The sequence below is a fragment of the Serratia sp. CY81684 genome, assembly GCF_052166595.1.
Classification (GTDB): Bacteria; Pseudomonadota; Gammaproteobacteria; order Enterobacterales; family Enterobacteriaceae; genus Serratia; species Serratia nematodiphila.
Genome location: NZ_JBJNOO010000001.1, coordinates 426,429 through 444,612 on the forward strand (window position 1 = coordinate 426,429; position 18,184 = coordinate 444,612).

Consider the following 18,184-nt stretch of genomic DNA (forward strand, 5'->3'; position numbering starts at 1 on the left):
GCTATCAGCTTGGTGGGCTAATGGCTTGCGGGTTTAGTAGCGCTCGGCGTAGCCGGCCTGGCGCTCTTCGTCGCGCAGCGTCAGGATTTCCACGCCGTCGGCGGTGACCGCCACGGTGTGCTCCCACTGCGCCGACAGTTTTTTGTCGCGCGTCACCACCGTCCAGCCGTCTTTCTTCTGCTTGATGCGGCGGTCGCCCTGATTGATCATCGGCTCGATGGTGAACACCATGCCTTCCTGCAGCGCCATGCCGCTGCCGGGTTGACCGTAGTGCAATACCGCCGGCTCTTCGTGCATGTCGCGGCCGATGCCGTGGCCGCAATACTCCCGCACGATGCTGTAGCCGGCCTGCTCGGCGTGCCGCTGGATGGCGTGGCCGATATCGCCCAGGGTGGCGCCCGGTTTGACCGCGCGAATGCCCTGCCACATCGATTCATAGACGTTGTTCACCAGCCGTTTGGCCAGCGGCGTCACCTGGCCGATGCAGTACATCTTGCTGGAGTCGGCGATATAGCCGCCGTTTTCCAGCGTGATATCCACGTTGACGATCATGCCGGAACGCAGGATTTTGCTGGCCGACGGCACCCCGTGGCATACCACGTCGTCCACGGAGGTGTTGAGCACATAGGGGAAATCATACTGCCCCTTGCTGGCCGGGCGCGACTTCAGCTCTTCGACGATAAACGCCTCGGCGCGGTCGTTGATCTCCATGGTGGAGATGCCTTCGACGATGACTTCATCGAGCATAGCAAACACTTTGGCCAGCAGGGCGCCGGAATGGCGCATTTTGGCAATCTCTTCCGGCGTTTTAATCACAATCTGTTTCACCCGACAATCTCCTTCAGCGTCAGCGCGTTATCTTTCATCATTTTTTTTACCAGTTGCGGGTAGGTCAGTTCCGGATGGAACTCCGCCAGCATGCCGATCTTGATCCAGTACTCGGCCTGCGCGTTGATCGAACGCGTCATGGTCAGGCTGGCGAGGCGCAGATCGTCATGCAGCGCGTCCGAAATTTTTACGATGCCCATCGGCGTCTCCATAAATGAACAATATACGAAGTGTATACGTTTTGGATGGTCGCGATGTGGCATTCTGTGGCGTAAGAAGATTCTGGCAACAACGATTGCCGCCGCCAGGCAATGCGTTTATTGTGATAAACGACTTTTTTGCCATGATTTTTCAGAAGGATTTAAGGCGTGACTAAACTACGTGTTGGGGTGATTTTTGGCGGTAAATCGGCGGAGCATGAGGTGTCGCTGCAGTCGGCCAAAAACATTGTGGATGCAATCGACAAAGAGAAGTTTGACGTCACGCTGCTGGGGATCGACAAACAGGGGCAGTGGCACATCAACGACGCCTCCAACTATCTGCTCAATGCCGAGAACCCGGCGCTGATCGCACTGAACCGCTCGAACAAGAACGTGGCGCTGATCCCGGGCCAGGAAAAGCAGCAGCTGATCGAAGCGGGCAGCGCCGGCGCGCTGGGCCAGCTAGACGTCATCTTCCCGATCGTGCACGGCACGCTGGGGGAGGATGGTTCTCTGCAGGGGTTGCTGCGCATGGCCAATATGCCGTTCGTCGGCGCCGGCGTGCTCGGCTCGGCGGTCAGCATGGATAAAGACGTGACCAAGCGCCTGCTGCGCGACGCCGGGCTGGCGGTGGCGCCGTTCGTCACCCTGACGCGCGCCAACCGCGCCGGGTTCACGTTTGAGCAACTGAGCGAGCGCCTCGGCCTGCCGCTGTTCGTCAAGCCGGCCAACCAGGGCTCGTCGGTCGGGGTCAGCAAGGTGGAAAACCGCGCCGAGTTTGACGCGGCGGTGGCGTTGGCCTTCAGTTTCGATCACAAGGTGCTGGTGGAGTCGGCGATCGTCGGCCGCGAGATCGAGTGTGCGGTGCTGGGCAACGACGATCCGCAGGCCAGCGTATGCGGCGAGATCGTGCTGAGCGACGCTTTCTACTCCTACGACACCAAATACATCAATGAGCAGGGCGCTCAGGTGGTGGTGCCGGCGGCGATCGCGCCGGAAGTGAGCGACCACATCCGCGAGGTGGCGCTGAAGGCGTTCCGCGCGCTGGAGTGCTTCGGGTTGGCGCGGGTGGATGTGTTCCTGACGCCGGACAACCAGGTGGTGATCAACGAAATCAACACGCTGCCGGGCTTCACCAACATCAGCATGTATCCCAAGCTGTGGGCTGCCAGCGGCGTCAGCTACCAGGCGCTGATCACGCGCCTGATCGAATTGGCGCTGGAGCGCCACCAGCAGGATCGCGCGCTGAACAGCTCGGTGTTCGATCGCTAAACGCGGCAGGGGGCGGCGGTGCCGCCCCCGTCCATCACTTCACCGTCACGTCGATGTCGCCGAAATACTTCTTCGACAGCGCCGCCACCGTGCCTTGCTGTTTCACTTTGGCGATGGCGGCATCCAGTTTCTTCTTCAGCGCCTCATCCCCTTTGCGCAGGCCGAAGGCAATGCCTTCACCGAGGATTTTGTCGTCGCGCACCGCCTCGCCGACGAAGGCGAAGCCCTTGCCGTCCGGCTGCGACAGGAAGCCGCTTTGCCCCGACGGCGCCATCACCAGCGTGGCGTCGAGCCGACCGGCCGCCAGATCGAGATAAACCTGATTCTGATCCTGGTAAGACACCACATCCACGCCCGCCGGCGCCCAATGGGTTTTGGCGTAAATCTCCTGAATCGAGCCTTGCAGCACGCCCACGTGTTTGCCCGCCAGCGCTTTGGCGTCCGGCAGCAGGCCGCTGTCGGCCTTGGCGATCAGGCGGTTCGGCACCTGATAGATGGCGTCGGTAAAGGCGATCGCCTGGCGCCGCTGTTCGGTCACGTTCATCGCCGAGTTGATGGCGTCGAACTTGCGTGCCTGCAGCGCCGGGATCAGGCTGTCGAACGAGGTTTCCACCCAGCTGCATTGCAACTGCGCGGCGGCGCACACCGCGTCGCCCAATTCAATGTCGAACCCTTCCAGTTTGCCGCTGGCGGATTTGGATTCGAACGGCGGATACAGCGCTTCCAGACCGAAGCGCAGGCTGTTTTCCGCCGCCAGAGAAGAGCCGGCGGCCAGCAGGCATCCGGCGGCGAACAGCGTTTTCAAAGCTTTCATAGGCAGTGCCCCTTTCCCATGGTCGGACAAAAAATTACACCTGGCTCAGGCGGCGCGCGCCTTCCAGCAGGGTCTCGTTATCTTTGGAAAAACTCAGCCGAATAAGGCCGGTATCGGTGCCGTCGCTGTAGAACGCCGACAGCGGGATCGTCGCCACCTTCGCTTCGCGGATCAAGCGCACGGCGAAATCATTGTCGCTTTCGTGACTGAAGCCGCTAAAGCGGGCCAGCATGAAGAAGCTGCCGCGGCTGGGCAGCAGCTCAAAGCGCGAATCCAGCAGGGCGCGGGCCAGCAGATCGCGCTTTTGTTGGTAAAACGCCGCCAGCCCCAGGTAGCTCTGCGGGTTGGCGAGCGCGGCGGCGAAGGCGTGCTGCATCGGCGTATCGGCGGAGAACACCATGAACTGGTGCACCTTGCGGATCTCGTCCATCAGCGCCGCCGGCGCCAGGCAGTAGCCGACGCGCCAGCCGGTGACGTGGTAGGTTTTGCCGAACGACGACACGATCACGCTGCGTTCCGCCAGCTGCGGATAGCGCGCCATGCTGTGGTGAATTTCACCGTCGAACACCACGTGCTCGTAGACCTCGTCGGATAGGATCACGATGTCGGTGTCGCGGGTCAGGGCGGTCAGGCGGTCGATATCCTGCGCGTCAAACACCGCGCCGGTCGGGTTGTGCGGCGTGTTGACGATAATCATGCGCGTTTTGCCGTTGATGGCGGCGGCCACTTCGTCCCAGTCGACGCGAAAGTCCTGCAGCGACAGCTTGATCGCCACCGGCGTGGCGCCCTGCAGGCGCACGATCGGCGCATAGCTGTCGAATGCCGGTTCGAAATAGATCACCTCGTCGCCGGGGTGCACCAGCGCGCTGATCGCCGAGTACAGCCCTTCGCTGGCGCTGGCGATCACCGTGATTTCTTCGTCGGCGTCATAGCGCGCGCCATACAATCGTTCAGCTTTTTCCGCCAGAGCAGCACGTAACGCCGCCACGCCGCTCATCGGCGCGTATTGGTTATGACCTGCGCGCATGGCTTGCGCCGTTGCCTCGATCAGCTGCGGGTCACCGGCGAAGTTGGGCGCGCCCTGCGACAGGTTGAGGGCCTGATGTTCGGCGCTGAGTTGGCCAATGACGGTGAAGATAGTGGTGCCGACGTCCGGCAGCTTCGAGCGGGATGAGCAGGCGCTCTGCATGATGGGCTCCAGGCAAACAGGGAAGTGTTGAGCGATTAAGCATCAGCCGGCGTAGGCGGACAAGGGAAAGTTTGTCATACTTGCCATGCACTGTGATCATAGCTAATCGAGGCACGCTATGCCGATATCCCTGCCGTCGCTCGACGTATTGAAAACCTTCGTGGTGGTGGCGCAACGCCTTAACTTTACTCATGCCGCCCGGCAGCTGCACCTGACGCAGGGGGCGGTCAGTCGGCAAATCCTCGGGCTGGAACAGCGTCTGGGCTATCCGCTGTTCAGCCGCCAGGCGCGCGGTCTGGCGCTGACGCCGCAGGGCGCGCAGCTGCTGGCGCCGGTACAGCAGGCGCTGGGGCAGTTGGATGAAGCCCTGACGCGGGCCGCCGCTCCGCCGGGGGCGCTGCGCATCAAATGCCCGACCTGCGCCATGCGCTGGGTGCTGCCGCGCATCATTCGCCTGCAAAATGAACGGCCGGACATGCATATCGAGCTGACCGCCTCGGTGTCGCACGGCCTGGATTTCAGTACCGAGCAGTTTGACGCCGCGGTGGTGTTCGGCCGGCCGCCGGGTAAAAAGCTGACCGCGCACTCGCTGTTCGATGAAATCCTCACGCCTGTCTGCACGCCGACGTTCCTGCCGCCGGCGGCCCGGTTGACGGACTTGACGGACAAAACCCTGCTGCACCCGACGCGCGATCGGCGCGACTGGCTGCGCTGGCTGAAGGCGGCGGGCGCCGATGCGTTGCCGTCCGGCAAGGCCCAGCATTTCGATACCCTCGATCTGGCGATGAGCGCCGCGCTGCAAGGGTTTGGCATCGCCATCGGCGATCTGTGCCTGCTGGAGGAGGATATTCAGGCGCAGCGCATCGTCACGCCGTTCCCGCTCTGCGTCAGCAGCGGCGCGGCCTATTATTTGGTCTATCCTGAACGCACGGTGGCGCCGCCGACGTTAACCGCGCTGGTCGATTTTCTGGCGGCGGAGGCCGCCGACAGCCGCGCCCGGCTGCAGAATTACCTGCCGATAACCTGTAATGCTTTGTAAACATTAGCGATGCGAATTCCCTTGGCGATGAAACAGAGTGTGGCAAACTGTTTCTTCACTCCGATTAAACTCCGCGGCGTTGGCGGCGGAAACACGCCTGAGATAAAACAAGATGAAATGGCTTTGTGTGGTGAGTATGTTGTCCGGTCTGGCCCTCAGCCCGGCTTTTGCGCAGGAAACGCCGATAACGCAGGGCATTCACGCCCAGCAGCGCGACGCCTTCGTGTCCAATTTGATGAAGCAGATGACGCTGGAAGAGAAGATTGGCCAGCTGCGGCTGATCAGCGTCGGGCCGGATAACCCGAAAGAAGCGATCCGCGAGGGGATCCGCAAAGGGCAGATCGGCGCCATCTTTAATACCGTCACCCGGCCGGATATCCGGGTGATGCAAGATCAGGCGATGCAGCTCAGCCGCCTGAAAATCCCATTGTTCTTTGCCTATGACGTGGTGCACGGCCAGCGCACCGTGTTCCCGATCAGCCTGGGGCTGGCGGCCAGCTTCGATCTGGAAGCCATTGCGCTCAGCGCCCGCGTGGCGGCGCAGGAGGCCAGCGACGACGGCCTGAACATGACCTTCGCGCCGATGGTCGATATCACCCGCGATCCGCGCTGGGGCCGGGTCTCCGAAGGCTTCGGCGAAGACACCTGGCTGGTATCGAAAATCGCCAAGGTGATGGTCGATGGTTTCCAGAACGGCGATCCGGCCAAACCCGGTTCGGTGATGGCCAGCGTCAAGCACTTTGCATTGTACGGCGCCGTCGAAGGCGGCCGCGATTACAACACCGTCGACATGAGCCCGCTGCGCATGCATCAGGACTATCTGCCGCCTTACAAAGCGGCGGTGGACGCCGGCAGCGGCGGGGTGATGGTGTCGCTCAACTCGGTGAACGGCGTACCGGCCACCGCCAACCCGTGGCTGCTGAAAGATCTGCTGCGCGACCAGTGGGGCTTTAAAGGCATCACCATCAGCGACCACGGCGCGATCAAAGAGCTGATTAAACACGGCGTGGCCGCCGACGCGCGCGACGCGGTGCGCCTGGCGATCACCTCCGGCGTCGACATGAGCATGAGCGACGAGTTTTACGACAAATACCTGCCGGGTCTGGTGAAAGACGGGCTGGTGTCTGAAAGCGATATCGACCGCGCCTGCCGCGACGTGCTGAACACCAAGTACGACATGGGGCTGTTCACCAATCCTTACGTGCATCTGGGGCCGGCGGGTTCCGATCCGCAGGACACCAACGCCGAAAGCCGCCTGCACCGCGCCGAAGCGCGGGTGGTGGCGCGCAAGACGATGGTGCTGCTGAAGAACGATAAGCAGACGCTGCCGCTGAGCAAGCAGGCGACCATTGCGCTGGTCGGGCCGATGGCCGACAGCCAGCGCGACGTGATGGGCAGCTGGTCGGCTGCCGGGGTGGTCAAGCAGTCGGTCACCCTGCGCGAAGGGCTGGAGCGGGCGGTGGGCGACAAGGCGCGCATTCTGTACGCCAAGGGCGCCAACGTCACGCAGGATAAAGGCATCATCGACTATCTCAACGAGTATGAGCCGGCGGTGGCGTTCGATACCCGCTCGCCGCAGCAGATGATCGACGAAGCGGTGCAGGCGGCGAACAAGGCCGACGTGGTGGTGGCGGTGGTGGGCGAATCGCAGGGCATGGCGCACGAGGCTTCCAGCCGCGCCGACATCACTATTCCGCAGAGCCAACGCGATCTGATCGCCGCGCTGAAAGCCACCGGCAAGCCGCTGGTGCTGGTGCTGATGAACGGCCGCCCGCTGGCGCTGAGCTGGGAGAGCGAGCAGGCGGACGCGATGCTGGAAACCTGGTACAGCGGCACCGAGGGCGGCAACGCGGTGGCGGACGTGCTGTTCGGCGATTACAACCCGTCGGGCAAGCTGCCGATGACCTTCCCGCGCTCGGTCGGCCAGATCCCGATGTACTACAACCACCTGAACACCGGCCGGCCGTTCGGCAAGGAGAACCCGGGCAAGTACACCTCGCGCTACTTCGATTCGCCGAACGGCCCGCTGTATCCGTTTGGTTACGGCCTGAGCTACACCACCTTCAGCCTGTCGGATCTGAAGTTATCCAGCCCGACGATGGCGCGCAACGGCAAGTTAACCGCCAGCGTCACGCTGAAGAATACCGGCAAGTACGACGGCGCCACGGTGGTGCAGCTGTATCTGCAGGACGTCACCGCGTCGGTCAGCCGGCCGGTGAAAGAGCTGCGCAACTTCAAGAAAGTGACGCTGAAGGCCGGCCAGTCGCAGCAGGTTGAGCTGCCGATTAGCGAAGAGGATCTGAAGTTCTACAACGCCAGCCTGAAATGGGGGGCGGAGCCGGGCAAATTCAACGTGTTCGTCGGCCTGGATTCCGACAACGTGCAGGCGCAAAGTTTTACCCTGAAGTAACTTTTCCCCCTCTTTCACTGCGGTGGGAGAGGGGCACTATCCCTTTCCGCTCATGTCACCGGAGCTTGCCTCATGAAACGGTATCTGGACTGCAGCGCCAGCGATCTGGCCGATATCGGCAAAGCCGATCTGCTCTATGCCATCCGCGCCAGTGAAGGGCGCATTCTGGTCAGCGAAACCATTGCGGTCACTCAGCCGCTGCTCAATAACGTCACCAACGCCGAGCTGGCGGCCAGCCAGGGCGCCGATCTGCTGCTGTTGAATCTGTTCGACGTCGATCGTCCGCATATCGCGGGCCTGCCCGCCGACGTGCCGCCGCAGGAGGCGCTACGCACGCTGCAGCGGCTGACCGGGCGAGTGATCGGGGTGAATCTGGAGGCCGTCGATCCGGCCTTCGCCATCGAACATAACGATTTCTGGCAGATGACGGCGGGCCGCGCCGCCACCGCCGAGAATGCGCGCAAGCTGTATCAGCTCGGCGCGCGCATGCTGGTGCTGACCGGCAACCCGAACAACGGCGTCAGCAATCAGGCGATCGCCGCCGCGCTGAAAGCGATCCGCGAGGAAGTGGGCGATGAGATGGTGCTGGTGACCGGCAAAATGCACGGCGCCGGCATCGTGCGCGAAAGCGGCAGCCAACTGATCGGCGAGCAGGACATCGCGCTGTTTGTGGAGAACGGCGCGGACATCGTGCTGTTGCCGGCGCCGGGCACCATTCCCGGCATGTCGCAGGAGAAAGTGGCGGCGCTGATCGCCTTTGCCCAGCGGCAAGGGGCGCTGGCGATGACGGCGATCGGCACCTCGCAAGAGGGGGCCGATATGCAGACCGTGCGGCAGATTGCGCTGATGAGCAAAATGGCCGGCGCCGATCTGCACCATATCGGCGATACCGGCTATCTGGGGCTGGCGCTGCCGGAAAACATCTTCGCCTACAGCGTGGCGATCCGCGGCGTGCGCCACACCTACAGCCGCATGGCGCGCTCGGTGAACCGCTAAGCCTGGGGTTTTTGCGCCGTGACGATGCTGAAATAGCCGAGCGACGGCAGCACCTGAGCGGGCCCGAAGCCGACGTCGCGCAGCAGGTCGCCGATTTCCTTGCCGGAGTATTGGCGGCCCTGCGTCCATCCCATCATCATCAGGCTGTACCCCGCGGCGGCAGGCGGGCCGTCGCCGTCATCGTTGTACAGCACTTCGTGGATCACGATCCTGCCCCCGGGCGGGAGGGCCGCATAGCTCTTTTGCGCCAGGAAGCGGTTCTTGTTCATCGGCCAGTCGTGGAAAATATTGGAGTACAGGTGCAGATCCGCCGCCGGGTAGGGATCGCGCCACATATCGCCGCTGTGGGTGCCGATGCGCTGACTGAGGCCGTGATCGTGCGCGTAGTCGGCGGCGAGCGGGCACACCTCCGGCAGATCGAACACGGTGCACGTGAGCGCCGGCCAGTGGGTTGCCAGACTGATGGCATGGGCGCCGGAGGCGCCGCCGATATCCAGCGCCGTGCGGCAGGCACCGAGGGGCAACAGCGTAGGCCAAACGCTGGCCGAGCCCATGCTCAGGCTGTGCATGGCGTGGGTAAACAGCCGCATTCTGTCGGCGTCGAGCGTATGGGTTTCAAACAGCTCCTGCTCGCCGTACACCTGCGAGGCATTCTTTCTGATGGCGCTTTCCAGGTTTTTCAGCGTGAAAATCTCGCTGTTTTCAATCATCAAATCCCAAAAATAGCCGAAATAATGCGGGTTGTTTTTTAACAAAAAGGTTTCCGCTTCCGGCGTCAGAGAGAATGTTTCGCCGTCTCTGTCTATCAATTTCAATGCCACTAGCGCCATGACCAGCGTCTCTGCCGGGCGTCTTTCCACATTGGCCTGAGCGCATATATCGGTCAGGTTGCGGGGGCGCAATGCAATAAATTCAAAGATGCCCAGGCGGTGCGCAATAAGCGCCGCCGGATAGAGATATAAATTCATCGTGATATCGAGAATGGTTTTGTCGTCGCATTGCGGCGGCCGGACGGAATGGTTCATGTGAATCCCCTCCCACTAAGGCATGGCGCGTCTTAACAGGCTATGTTACGCCTGCGGTTTTAGCAAAGGGCGGGGGCGCGATTGACCGCAGGCCAACGCTTACGTTGTAAATAATTCCCTGGTGAGACTATTTTAAAATTGAATTGGGTGCGGTTAATGTCGAACGTAAAAACTGACGTCGGGCGGAGTAATAACCCCATCATGCATTTTTATTTTACTGGAGGTTAACTTAATCACAGTTATTAACGCGTTAGGGTTGTGTTAATCTGAGCCGCCGTTATACCGTACCGACATTCACATTATTTTTTGTGAATAATTCAAAGCTAAATAATTCATTATTAAAACGAGATAACAATGAAAAAGAGCATTCTGACCGGCATGATTGCCGCGACTCTGGGCCTGTTCAATACCGCTAATGCCGAAGGGATGGACCCTGCTGCATTGAAAAACGTCTATGACATTACGCGTAATACCAGCGGGCTGATGTCTTACTGCGTCGATAAAGGTTTTCTGAAAGCGGACAGTATCGACAACGCCAAGAAAATGGTGGCCTATGTGGCCGCCATTCCCGGCGGTGTCGACACCCGCGACGGTGACAAGCGTGAAGCGATGGGCCGTGAAGGCAATGTGCTGAACGACGACGGCAAAGTGGTTGCGTTGGAAAAAGAAGCGCCACAGGGTCTGCAGACATGGTGCCAGCAGGCTGACGAAGGGATCCGCCAGGGTCTGACGTCTATCGGTCAATAAACGCCGGATGTAGCCTCCCCCTCCCTAAGGCTTCGTCTGAAGGGAATCTCCGGGCCAGGCGGCCCGGAGAATCTCACCAAAACAGCGGGGTGGTGTTTTCAGCCAGAAACGCCAGCAGCGTTTCGTTGACCGCCGCCGGATTTTCCTTGTTGCTGATATGCCCGGCGTTGGGGATCAGCACGTGTCGGCAGCCGAGAAGGTCCGCCATGCGCTGGCCTTCTGCCGGCGGGCGCGGCTTATCCTGCGCGCCGGTGATGACGATGCTGGTGGCGGTGATGTTTTCCAGCAGCGCCAGCTTGTCGGGGCGGCCGAAGATCATCCGGCCCAGCGGCACGATGCTGTCGCGCAGGCGCTCGGCGGGCAGGCTCTGCAGATGGGCCAGCAATGGCTGCGACAACGCATCGGGTACTTCGTCGGAATAAAACTGCGCGGCGATGTACTCCAGCAGCGGTGACGTGATGGCGCCGGCCTGTTCCACGGCGGCCAGCATGCCCATATAGCGCTGCCGAGCCTCCGGCGTTTCGTCGCCCAGGTAGCTGTCCAGCAGCGCCAACACTTTCACCCGCTCCGGCGCCAGCGCCGCCAGTTCCGCGCCCCACATGCCGCCGACGGACAGGCCGACGATGCCGAACTCTGCAATATCCAAATGATCCATCAGCGCCAAATGATCGGCGGCGATATCCGACAGGCTGCTTCGCCCAGGCGGCAGCGCCGGGGAGTCGCCGTGTCCCCAGAGATCAGGCACGATCAGGCGGTAGCGTTTCGCCAGCGCCTCGAACTGCGGTGCCCACATGTTCAGATCGAACAGATAGCTGTGGCCCAGCAGCAACGGAAAGCCTGAGCCCACGTCGAGATAATGCAGGGATTTGCCCATCGTTGGCATCTTGTCGGTTCCTTATATAAAGAGAGTTCGGCTGCTTATATCACACTCATATTCAACCCACGGTATTAATTTACTTTAAATTACTCAGGTGGGCGTGGGTTTTTTAATTTGCATTGCTAACAAGACGTCAATAAAAGGTGACGTTAAGGCTAATATTTTGGTGGTGAGCGGAGCCTTGGTTTATGCTGTCGCTCCTTTCGGTATGGAATAGATAAACAGGGCGTCGCGATGAAAAGACTTTTCAGACTATTAATTATTTTGCTTGTCATTTTGCTGCTGGCGGCGGTGCTGTGGTGGTTCTTCGGGCGCGGTAATCCGAATGCGCTGTGGCAAATCGTCAGCCAACAGTGCGTGCCCAATCAGCAGCAGAACAACGATCCGGCGCCCTGTTTAAAGGTTGATTTAACCCAGGGTTATGTGCTGTTTAAGGACAGCAAAGGCCCCTATCACGATCTGGTGATGCCGACCGAAAAGGTCAGCGGCATCGAGAGTCCGATATTGCAAGCGGAGCGAACGCCACCTTATTTCGCCCAGGCCTGGAATAACCGCGAACATATATCCAGCGAGCTGGGTAAACCGTTAAAAGACACATGGGTTTCTCTGGCGGTCAATTCGAAATATGGTCGCTCTCAGAATCAGCTGCATATTCACGTTGCCTGCTTGCGCCAGGATGTCTATAACGCGCTGGGGCAGCAGGCGGAACAATTAGATCAACAGTGGCGGCCGCTGGCGGTAAAATTGGTCGGCCACCAATATCTGGCCAGAAAATTGGCGGGCACCGATTTAACCCAGGAAGATCCTTTCCGTTTACTGCAGAACTATGTGGTCGAGCAGGGCGACAGCATCGGCAATTACGGCCTGGCGCTGGCGGTCAGCCCGCAGGGCGAGATGCTGCTGTTGGCGAACCGTTTGAAGCTGACCGACCTGAACCTGGGCTCGGCCGGCGAAATTCAGGACTACCGGTGCGAGATCGCGGGGAACTGAGTTTTTCTTATCGCTCCCCGTCGTTGGGGAGCGTATGCCGTGCGATACGAACTAACCAAATGTATTAACTCATTTTTATTTTATTCTCTCTCATCTGCTTGATCCCGTCATAACGTCCGATCTATTATTTGTTTGCACAAGCAAATAAGTAATCGAGAGCCATCTGATATGTCTCAACCACGCAAACTTCCTGCTGCACTGGGCATCCATCTGGATGTCACCAACCGTCTATGGCGCACGGCGATGGACCAGTCGGTGAAAATGACCAATCTGACGCGCCCGCATTGGCTGGCGCTGAGTGCGATTGCCGATCTGGGGGATGGCTGCACGTTGAAAGACGTTTCGCAGCATTTGAACGCCGAAGTCTCGACAATGTCGCGCGCGCTGTTGTTTCTGGAAAAAAACCGGCTGATCGCTCGCGATGCTCTGTCCGAAGATAAGCGCGCCAAAGGGGTGAGAATGACCGAGGCCGGGCACGAGATGCTGGCGCAGTTGGATCATTCCAGCCAGCAAGCGAGGGAAAAACTGCTCAACGGCATTTCGGCCAACGATCTGGAGGCTTTTTACCGCGTATTGTTTGGCATCAAACATAACGCGATAGCGATGCTCGAACAGGAAAATCTGTTGCCGGACGAGTTTGCTCTTCTGGCGGAGGAGCGCGCGGGAGCGATGAAGCCGGAAGGTGAAGCGTGAACGGCCGCTGGCGGAGAGCACAACAGCTGTGCGTTATCGCGTTGGGGATCTTCTCCTGCCCGGTCTTCGCCAGCCAGAATGACCAACAGGTCATCGCACGGGGAAAATATCTGGCTACCGCCGCAGATTGCGCGGCTTGTCACCGCGGCAGCAGCCAACAGGACGCCCCCTACGTCGGCGGTTATGCCATCGCTTCGCCGATGGGCGACATCATCGCCAGCAATATCACGCCCGCCAAGGGGACCGGCATTGGCGACTACAGTGAGCAAGAGTTTCGCCGCGCGTTGACGCAGGGTATCCGGCGGGACGGTCAACCCTTGTATCCCGCCATGCCCTATACCGCTTATCAGGGGTTGAGCGATGACGATCTGCACGCGCTGTATCGTTATTTTATGACCGGGGTCGCACCGGTCGATCGTGCGGTGCCTGAGACCCAACTGGCGTTCCCTTTTTCCTGGCGTTATGCGATTCACGGCTGGAACTGGCTGTTTCTGGAAAAAGCGCCCATCGATGAAGATGAGAAAAAAGCGCGGGGTCGCTATCTGGTAGATGTTTTGGGGCATTGCTCGGCGTGTCACAGCCCGCGTAACGGGATGATGGCCGAACGCGACGATCGTTATCTGGCGGGAGGGGAGGCCGGCGGTTGGATCGCGCCGAATATCACCTCGGATCCCGTCAGCGGCATCGGCGGCTGGAGCCGGAAAGAGTTGGTGCAGTATCTGCGTACCGGGCGCAATGACAAAGCCCAGGCGGCCGGCGGCATGGCGGAGGCGGTGGAGCATAGCCTGCGTTTCCTGAGTGACGACGATCTCAACGCCATCGCCGACTGGCTTAAACAGACTCCGCCGATCGTCACCGTGCAAGGAACGAAAGCAGCCTATCAATACCAAGGGGGCGGTGAAGGCCGTGCAGCCGGGCAGGCGCTGTATGCCGCTGCCTGCGCCAGCTGCCATCGCCTGGGCGGCGAAGGCGCCTATGACGGCCATTTCCCTGCTTTGACTCACAATTCCACCGTAGGCAGCGAGCGGGTCAATAACCTGATCATGGTGATGCTGCATGGCGTGCAGCGGCAGGGAGAGACGCTGCAAACCTGGATGCCGGGATTCGCCGATAGCCTGGATGACCGACAACTGGCCGAGTTGGGCAACTATGTATTGCAGCAATTCGGCAATCCGGCAGTCAGGATAACGCCGGAGCAAGTGGCTCGGCAGCGGGCGGGCGGTGAAAAACCGCTGTTGATCGCGTCATTGCCTTATGTGTTCTGGTGCGGTGTATTGCTGGCATTGATCGTCATCGGGGCGTGGGTGAAACGTCGGATGAAGCATTGATCTAAGAGAGGATGGCATGAAGTTCAATCTGAACGGCCAGGCGGTCGAATTTAACGGCGAGCCGGATACGCCGCTGCTATGGGTGATCCGAGAACATTTTAAGTTGACCGGCACCAAGTTCGGCTGCGGTATCGGCGCCTGTGGTGCCTGTACGGTACATGTCGACGGTAAGGCAGTGCGTTCATGTTGCTATCCGCTGCAATTGGTGCGCGATCGGCAGGTGACCACCATCGAAGGGTTGTCCACCGATCGCAGTCATCCGGTGCAGCAGGCCTGGATTGCGGAGGATGTGCCGCAGTGCGGCTACTGCCAATCGGGCATGATCATGGCGGTCAGCGCACTGCTGGCGGAACATCCGAGGCCGGACGATCGGCAGATAGATACGGGTCTGACCAATCTGTGTCGCTGCGCCACCTACCATCGAATCCGCGCGGCGGTGCATCGCGCCGCCGACAAGGGAGAACCCTAAGCATGGCGATCACCCGCAGAACCTTGATTAAAGGCTGCGCTTTGGCGGTGGCCGCCATGCTGCTGCCGATATCGACGCGCAGCCTGGCGGCCGTGGTTTCGCAGGACGCGGCGCCACCGGACGGTCAGTACGAATTAAACGATTGGATCTGGATCGATAGCGGTGGCCGCATCGTCATCGGCGTGTCGCAATGTGAGGTCGGGCAGGGGATTTACACCGGCCTGGCCGAAGTGGTGGCGGCGGAGATGGATGCCGATTGGGCGCAGGTGACGGTGAAATTCGTCACCGGGCGTGATGCTTACCGTCAGGTTGCCGGGGGCGAGGCTTTCGCGCAGTTTGTCGCCGCTTCAACCTCAATGACCAAATTTTATCAGCGCACCCGGCTGGCCGGCGCACAGGCGAGAGATTTCTTTCTGCGCGCCGGCGCAAAACATTTCGCGCTTTCACCGCAGCAGTGCCGCACGGAGAAAGGCTGGGTGCTTGAGGAGGGCGGGCAGCGCAAGATCGCCTATGGCGATCTGGTGCGCTATGCCGCCGAGCTGCCGTTGGATCCGCAGCCTGCTTTAAAGAGCGAAGCGCAAGAGCAAGAGAGTCTCATCGGCAAGCCGCTGTTGCGGGTCGATACGCCGGAGAAAGTGGACGGCAGTGCGATTTACGGTATCGATATCGATCTGCCGGAGATGCTGATCGGCGTACCCTGGATGGTGCCCGACCTCAGCGGAAAGCTGGTCGCCGTGCGTAATGAACGGCAGATTCGGGCCATGCCGGGCGTGGTGGATCTGGTGCTGACTCGGCAGTGGTCGATGAACAACATGGTCGGATTGGATCACGATATGTCACTCAATACGGTGATCGTGGTGGCTGCGAGCTACTGGCAGGCCAAAAAGGCGGTGGATTTGCTGGAGGTCGACTGGCTGCCGGGCGCAGGGCAAGCGCTGACCGGCAGCGCGATTACGGCGGAGAATCTGGCGATGCTGGACGGCGATACCTTGGTGCCGGCGGTCGATCGCGGCGAGGCGTCGGCGTTGATTCATAACGCTGAGCAGGATTCGCGCCTGCATGAGGCGCGTTACAGCGCGCCTTATGTGGCGCATGCCACCCTGGAGCCTTGCAACGCCACCAGCCATTATGAAGAGGGCCGTATCGAAACCTGGGGCCCTTTCCAGGGGCAGGACATGGTGCGCAACGTTCTGGCGAAAATGTTCGGGCTGAAGCCGACGGATGTGGTCGTGAATACGACCTACCTGGGGGGCAGCTTTGGGCGCAAATATCTGCCGGATGCCGTGATGCATGCTACCGCCGCCTCCCGGGCGGTGGGGAAACCGGTCAAAGTGATCTATCCGCGCGAGATCGACATGCGGCATGAATACTATCGTCCGGCCTGCATCAGCCATTATCGGGCGCTGTTGGATGAAAACGGCTACCCGCAGGCACTGTGGGCGCGCTATGCCGGGCAGTCGCTCTTCTGGCAGATGCGGCGCGAAACGGTACACGAGGCCGGGGGATGGGATGAAAGTATGGTGGAGTGCGTTTACAGCACGCCGTATCGCATCCCTCATCTGAAAGTGGAGGCCGGCATCGTCGAACAGCCGATTTCCCTGAGCTATCTGCGCGGCGTCGGCAGCGTCGCCAGCCTGTTCTTTTTGGAAAGCTTTATCAGCGAACTCAGCCATAAGGCCAACCTGGACGAGTACCAGTATCGGCGGCATCTGTTGCAGGACACCCCGGAAGCGTTGCGCGTACTGGACGCCACCGCGGCGGCGTCTGGTTGGCAGCATGAACCGCCGCCGGGCGTTTATCGCGGGATGTCGTGCAATATTTGGGTTGGCCGCAATAACGCTTTCACCACTTACGTCGGTTTGGTGGTTGAAATCGCCATTCAGGAGGGGCGACTGCGGGTGCTCCGCGCGATATGCGCGATTGACTGCGGCAAGGTGATAAACCCGAATCTGGTGCGCGCCAACGTAGAGGGCGGCATCGGCTTTGCGCTGACCACCTGCCTGCACAGCGAACTGCATTTTGAACGGGGCGGCGTGGTGGAAGGGAATTTCGATCGTTATCCGCTGCTCACGATCGCCGAAATGCCCAAGGTGGAAGTGGTGGTGCTCGACAGCGCGCGTGCGCCGCAGGGATGCGGGGAAGTGTCGACTGCGGTGGTCGCTCCGGCGATGGCCAGCGCGCTGCATAAGGCCACAGGCAAAACCTATCGTACTATGCCGTTCCCGCGCCAGTTTTCATCCGTTTAACGGCCCGCCGGCGTGGTCAGCCGGCGGCTGCCGTGCGGTCAGAGTTTTTTCAGCAATGCCAGCAGCTGCGTTTCGCTTTTCTCCGCCAGCCCGTCGATGGCGAGCTTGATGATGTCGGAGCGGGTGATGCGCACGATGCCGTTGCGCGCCGCCTGCACGATCACCTCATCGATGGCTTCGATGTGGTTGTCCGTCAGGCTGACGGAAATCGCCTTATAGGTGCGCTTGCGGCCGGCCGGCTTGGCTTCCGGCGCGGGCGCCGCAACCGGCAACGTGTGTGAGGTGGCGCTGTTGATGAATTCGTCTTCCGACATGCGGTGGGTGGGGGTGCGCTTCTTCACAGGATCACCTCTTTCACCAGGCATTCGATCTCGGCCTGCGCCTTTTCGTTGTTCGCCTCATGCACGGTGATGGCTTCGCCCCAGGCGTCGCGGTAAATTTTGCGATCGCACAGGCGGTGGCTCACCAGGGTGAACTCCGGGTATTCGCTCAGCACCTGCGCCGCTTCGTTGGCTTCATTAATGAAGATATTGGTCGGGCACATGTTCAGCACAATGTAACCTTTGACCTTCTCGTTGTATTCCTGCGCGGTGGAGAACATCTCCGACAGGTAGCCGATGGTGTCGAGATCCATCTGCGAAGGGCGCAGCGGCGAGAGGAACAGATCGGCGGCCAACAGGCCGGAGCGCAGTTCGGCGCTGTCGCGGCCGGCGGTGTCGACGATCACGTAGTCGTAATGGCGATCGAGCTCCAGCAGCGTTTCCTTGATTTTGCCCGACGCGGCCACCACCGGAATGTGCGGCAGCCCCTCGACGTTCTGACGGTCGTTGTACCAGGTCATGATCGATTTCTGGTCGTCGGCATCGACGATGATCGCCGTCTTGCCTTGCTTAAGAATCAGATACCCGGCGATATTCACCGCTTTCGTCGACTTGCCGACACCGCCTTTTTGCGAGCCAATCAGAACAATCATGCTGCCATCTCTCAAGTTATTAAGCAGGTAACTTATTAAGTTAATGTGCTTATTAGGTTGATAATCAAACAGGTTAACAAGAACAACT

18 protein-coding genes are annotated in these 18,184 nt (G+C 60.3%); 10 read left to right on the top strand and 8 right to left on the bottom strand.

Annotated features, from left to right (window positions below; translation table 11 throughout):
- Positions 1–33: 33 nt before the first annotated feature.
- Positions 34–828 (bottom strand): type I methionyl aminopeptidase, encoded by a 795-nt coding sequence (gene map / locus ACJ8QF_RS02110; protein ID WP_049299472.1) that lies wholly within the window; start codon positions 826–828, stop codon positions 34–36.
- The gene (locus ACJ8QF_RS02115) at positions 825–1,028 is read right to left on the bottom strand and encodes a ParD-like family protein (protein ID WP_006324220.1); all 204 of its coding nucleotides are present in this window, start codon (positions 1,026–1,028) and stop codon (positions 825–827) included. Before ACJ8QF_RS02115 ends, map begins: the two co-directional genes overlap by 4 nt.
- Positions 1,029–1,196: 168 nt before the next feature.
- Here ACJ8QF_RS02115 and ddlA point away from each other — a divergent pair, with 168 nt between their 5' ends.
- Positions 1,197–2,300, top strand: a complete 1,104-nt coding sequence (gene ddlA, locus ACJ8QF_RS02120; RefSeq protein WP_015377061.1) for a D-alanine--D-alanine ligase — start codon at positions 1,197–1,199, stop codon at positions 2,298–2,300.
- A gap of 34 nt (positions 2,301–2,334) precedes the next feature.
- Here the strand turns inward: ddlA and ACJ8QF_RS02125 are convergent, their stop codons facing one another.
- Complete coding sequence (locus ACJ8QF_RS02125; RefSeq protein WP_015377062.1) at positions 2,335–3,114, bottom strand: ABC transporter substrate-binding protein; 780 nt, start codon at positions 3,112–3,114, stop codon at positions 2,335–2,337.
- Positions 3,115–3,148: 34 nt separating this feature from the next.
- Complete coding sequence (locus tag ACJ8QF_RS02130) at positions 3,149–4,303, bottom strand: methionine aminotransferase (RefSeq protein ID WP_154870552.1); 1,155 nt, start codon at positions 4,301–4,303, stop codon at positions 3,149–3,151.
- A 118-nt stretch (positions 4,304–4,421) separates the two neighbouring features.
- Between ACJ8QF_RS02130 and ACJ8QF_RS02135 the strand changes: the two genes are divergently transcribed.
- The 3 genes from ACJ8QF_RS02135 to ACJ8QF_RS02145 all read left to right on the top strand — a co-directional run bounded on the left by ACJ8QF_RS02135 (position 4,422) and on the right by ACJ8QF_RS02145 (position 8,748).
- On the top strand, positions 4,422–5,342 hold the full coding sequence (locus ACJ8QF_RS02135; RefSeq protein WP_265260850.1) for a LysR substrate-binding domain-containing protein: 921 nt from the start codon (positions 4,422–4,424) through the stop codon (positions 5,340–5,342).
- A gap of 112 nt (positions 5,343–5,454) precedes the next feature.
- On the top strand, positions 5,455–7,752 hold the full coding sequence (gene bglX, locus ACJ8QF_RS02140; RefSeq protein WP_265260849.1) for a beta-glucosidase BglX: 2,298 nt from the start codon (positions 5,455–5,457) through the stop codon (positions 7,750–7,752).
- A 72-nt stretch (positions 7,753–7,824) separates the two neighbouring features.
- Positions 7,825–8,748: a DUF7916 family protein gene (locus tag ACJ8QF_RS02145; protein ID WP_265260848.1), complete on the top strand. Its 924-nt coding sequence runs from the start codon at positions 7,825–7,827 to the stop codon at positions 8,746–8,748.
- Here the strand turns inward: ACJ8QF_RS02145 and ACJ8QF_RS02150 are convergent.
- Positions 8,745–9,773 carry an acetylserotonin O-methyltransferase gene (locus ACJ8QF_RS02150; RefSeq protein WP_265260847.1) on the bottom strand — a complete coding sequence of 343 codons (1,029 nt, stop codon included), beginning with the start codon at positions 9,771–9,773 and terminating at the stop codon, positions 8,745–8,747. The genes ACJ8QF_RS02145 and ACJ8QF_RS02150 overlap by 4 nt on opposite strands.
- 354 nt (positions 9,774–10,127) lie before the next feature.
- Here ACJ8QF_RS02150 and ACJ8QF_RS02155 point away from each other — a divergent pair, with 354 nt between their 5' ends.
- The gene (locus tag ACJ8QF_RS02155; protein WP_004939596.1) at positions 10,128–10,520 is read left to right on the top strand and encodes a hypothetical protein; all 393 of its coding nucleotides are present in this window, start codon (positions 10,128–10,130) and stop codon (positions 10,518–10,520) included.
- Positions 10,521–10,593: 73 nt separating this feature from the next.
- Here the strand turns inward: ACJ8QF_RS02155 and ACJ8QF_RS02160 are convergent, their stop codons facing one another.
- A complete protein-coding gene (locus ACJ8QF_RS02160; RefSeq protein WP_154870905.1) occupies positions 10,594–11,394 on the bottom strand; it encodes an alpha/beta fold hydrolase in 801 nt (266 codons plus the stop codon).
- Between the two features lie 237 nt (positions 11,395–11,631).
- On the opposite strand from ACJ8QF_RS02160, the gene ACJ8QF_RS02165 reads away from it, so the two are divergent.
- From ACJ8QF_RS02165 to ACJ8QF_RS02185, 5 genes are all read left to right on the top strand, one after another.
- On the top strand, positions 11,632–12,387 hold the full coding sequence (locus ACJ8QF_RS02165; protein WP_165491272.1) for a CDP-diacylglycerol diphosphatase: 756 nt from the start codon (positions 11,632–11,634) through the stop codon (positions 12,385–12,387).
- 168 nt (positions 12,388–12,555) lie between these two features.
- On the top strand, positions 12,556–13,080 hold the full coding sequence (locus tag ACJ8QF_RS02170; RefSeq protein ID WP_131164536.1) for a MarR family winged helix-turn-helix transcriptional regulator: 525 nt from the start codon (positions 12,556–12,558) through the stop codon (positions 13,078–13,080).
- Positions 13,077–14,408, top strand: coding sequence for a c-type cytochrome (locus ACJ8QF_RS02175; RefSeq protein WP_265260846.1), 1,332 nt, complete (start codon positions 13,077–13,079; stop codon positions 14,406–14,408). The genes ACJ8QF_RS02170 and ACJ8QF_RS02175 overlap by 4 nt, the downstream gene beginning before the upstream one ends.
- 16 nt (positions 14,409–14,424) lie before the next feature.
- Positions 14,425–14,877 carry a (2Fe-2S)-binding protein gene (locus ACJ8QF_RS02180; RefSeq protein WP_033633817.1) on the top strand — a complete coding sequence of 151 codons (453 nt, stop codon included), beginning with the start codon at positions 14,425–14,427 and terminating at the stop codon, positions 14,875–14,877.
- A gap of 2 nt (positions 14,878–14,879) precedes the next feature.
- Positions 14,880–17,123, top strand: a complete 2,244-nt coding sequence (locus ACJ8QF_RS02185; RefSeq protein WP_265260845.1) for a molybdopterin cofactor-binding domain-containing protein — start codon at positions 14,880–14,882, stop codon at positions 17,121–17,123.
- Positions 17,124–17,161: 38 nt separating this feature from the next.
- On the opposite strand, the gene ACJ8QF_RS02190 is transcribed toward ACJ8QF_RS02185, so the two are convergent.
- Positions 17,162–17,464 carry a hypothetical protein gene (locus ACJ8QF_RS02190; RefSeq protein ID WP_004939584.1) on the bottom strand — a complete coding sequence of 101 codons (303 nt, stop codon included), beginning with the start codon at positions 17,462–17,464 and terminating at the stop codon, positions 17,162–17,164.
- Positions 17,461–18,096: an AAA family ATPase gene (locus tag ACJ8QF_RS02195; RefSeq protein WP_015377071.1), complete on the bottom strand. Its 636-nt coding sequence runs from the start codon at positions 18,094–18,096 to the stop codon at positions 17,461–17,463. The genes ACJ8QF_RS02190 and ACJ8QF_RS02195 overlap by 4 nt, the downstream gene beginning before the upstream one ends.
- Positions 18,097–18,184: the final 88 nt, after the last annotated feature.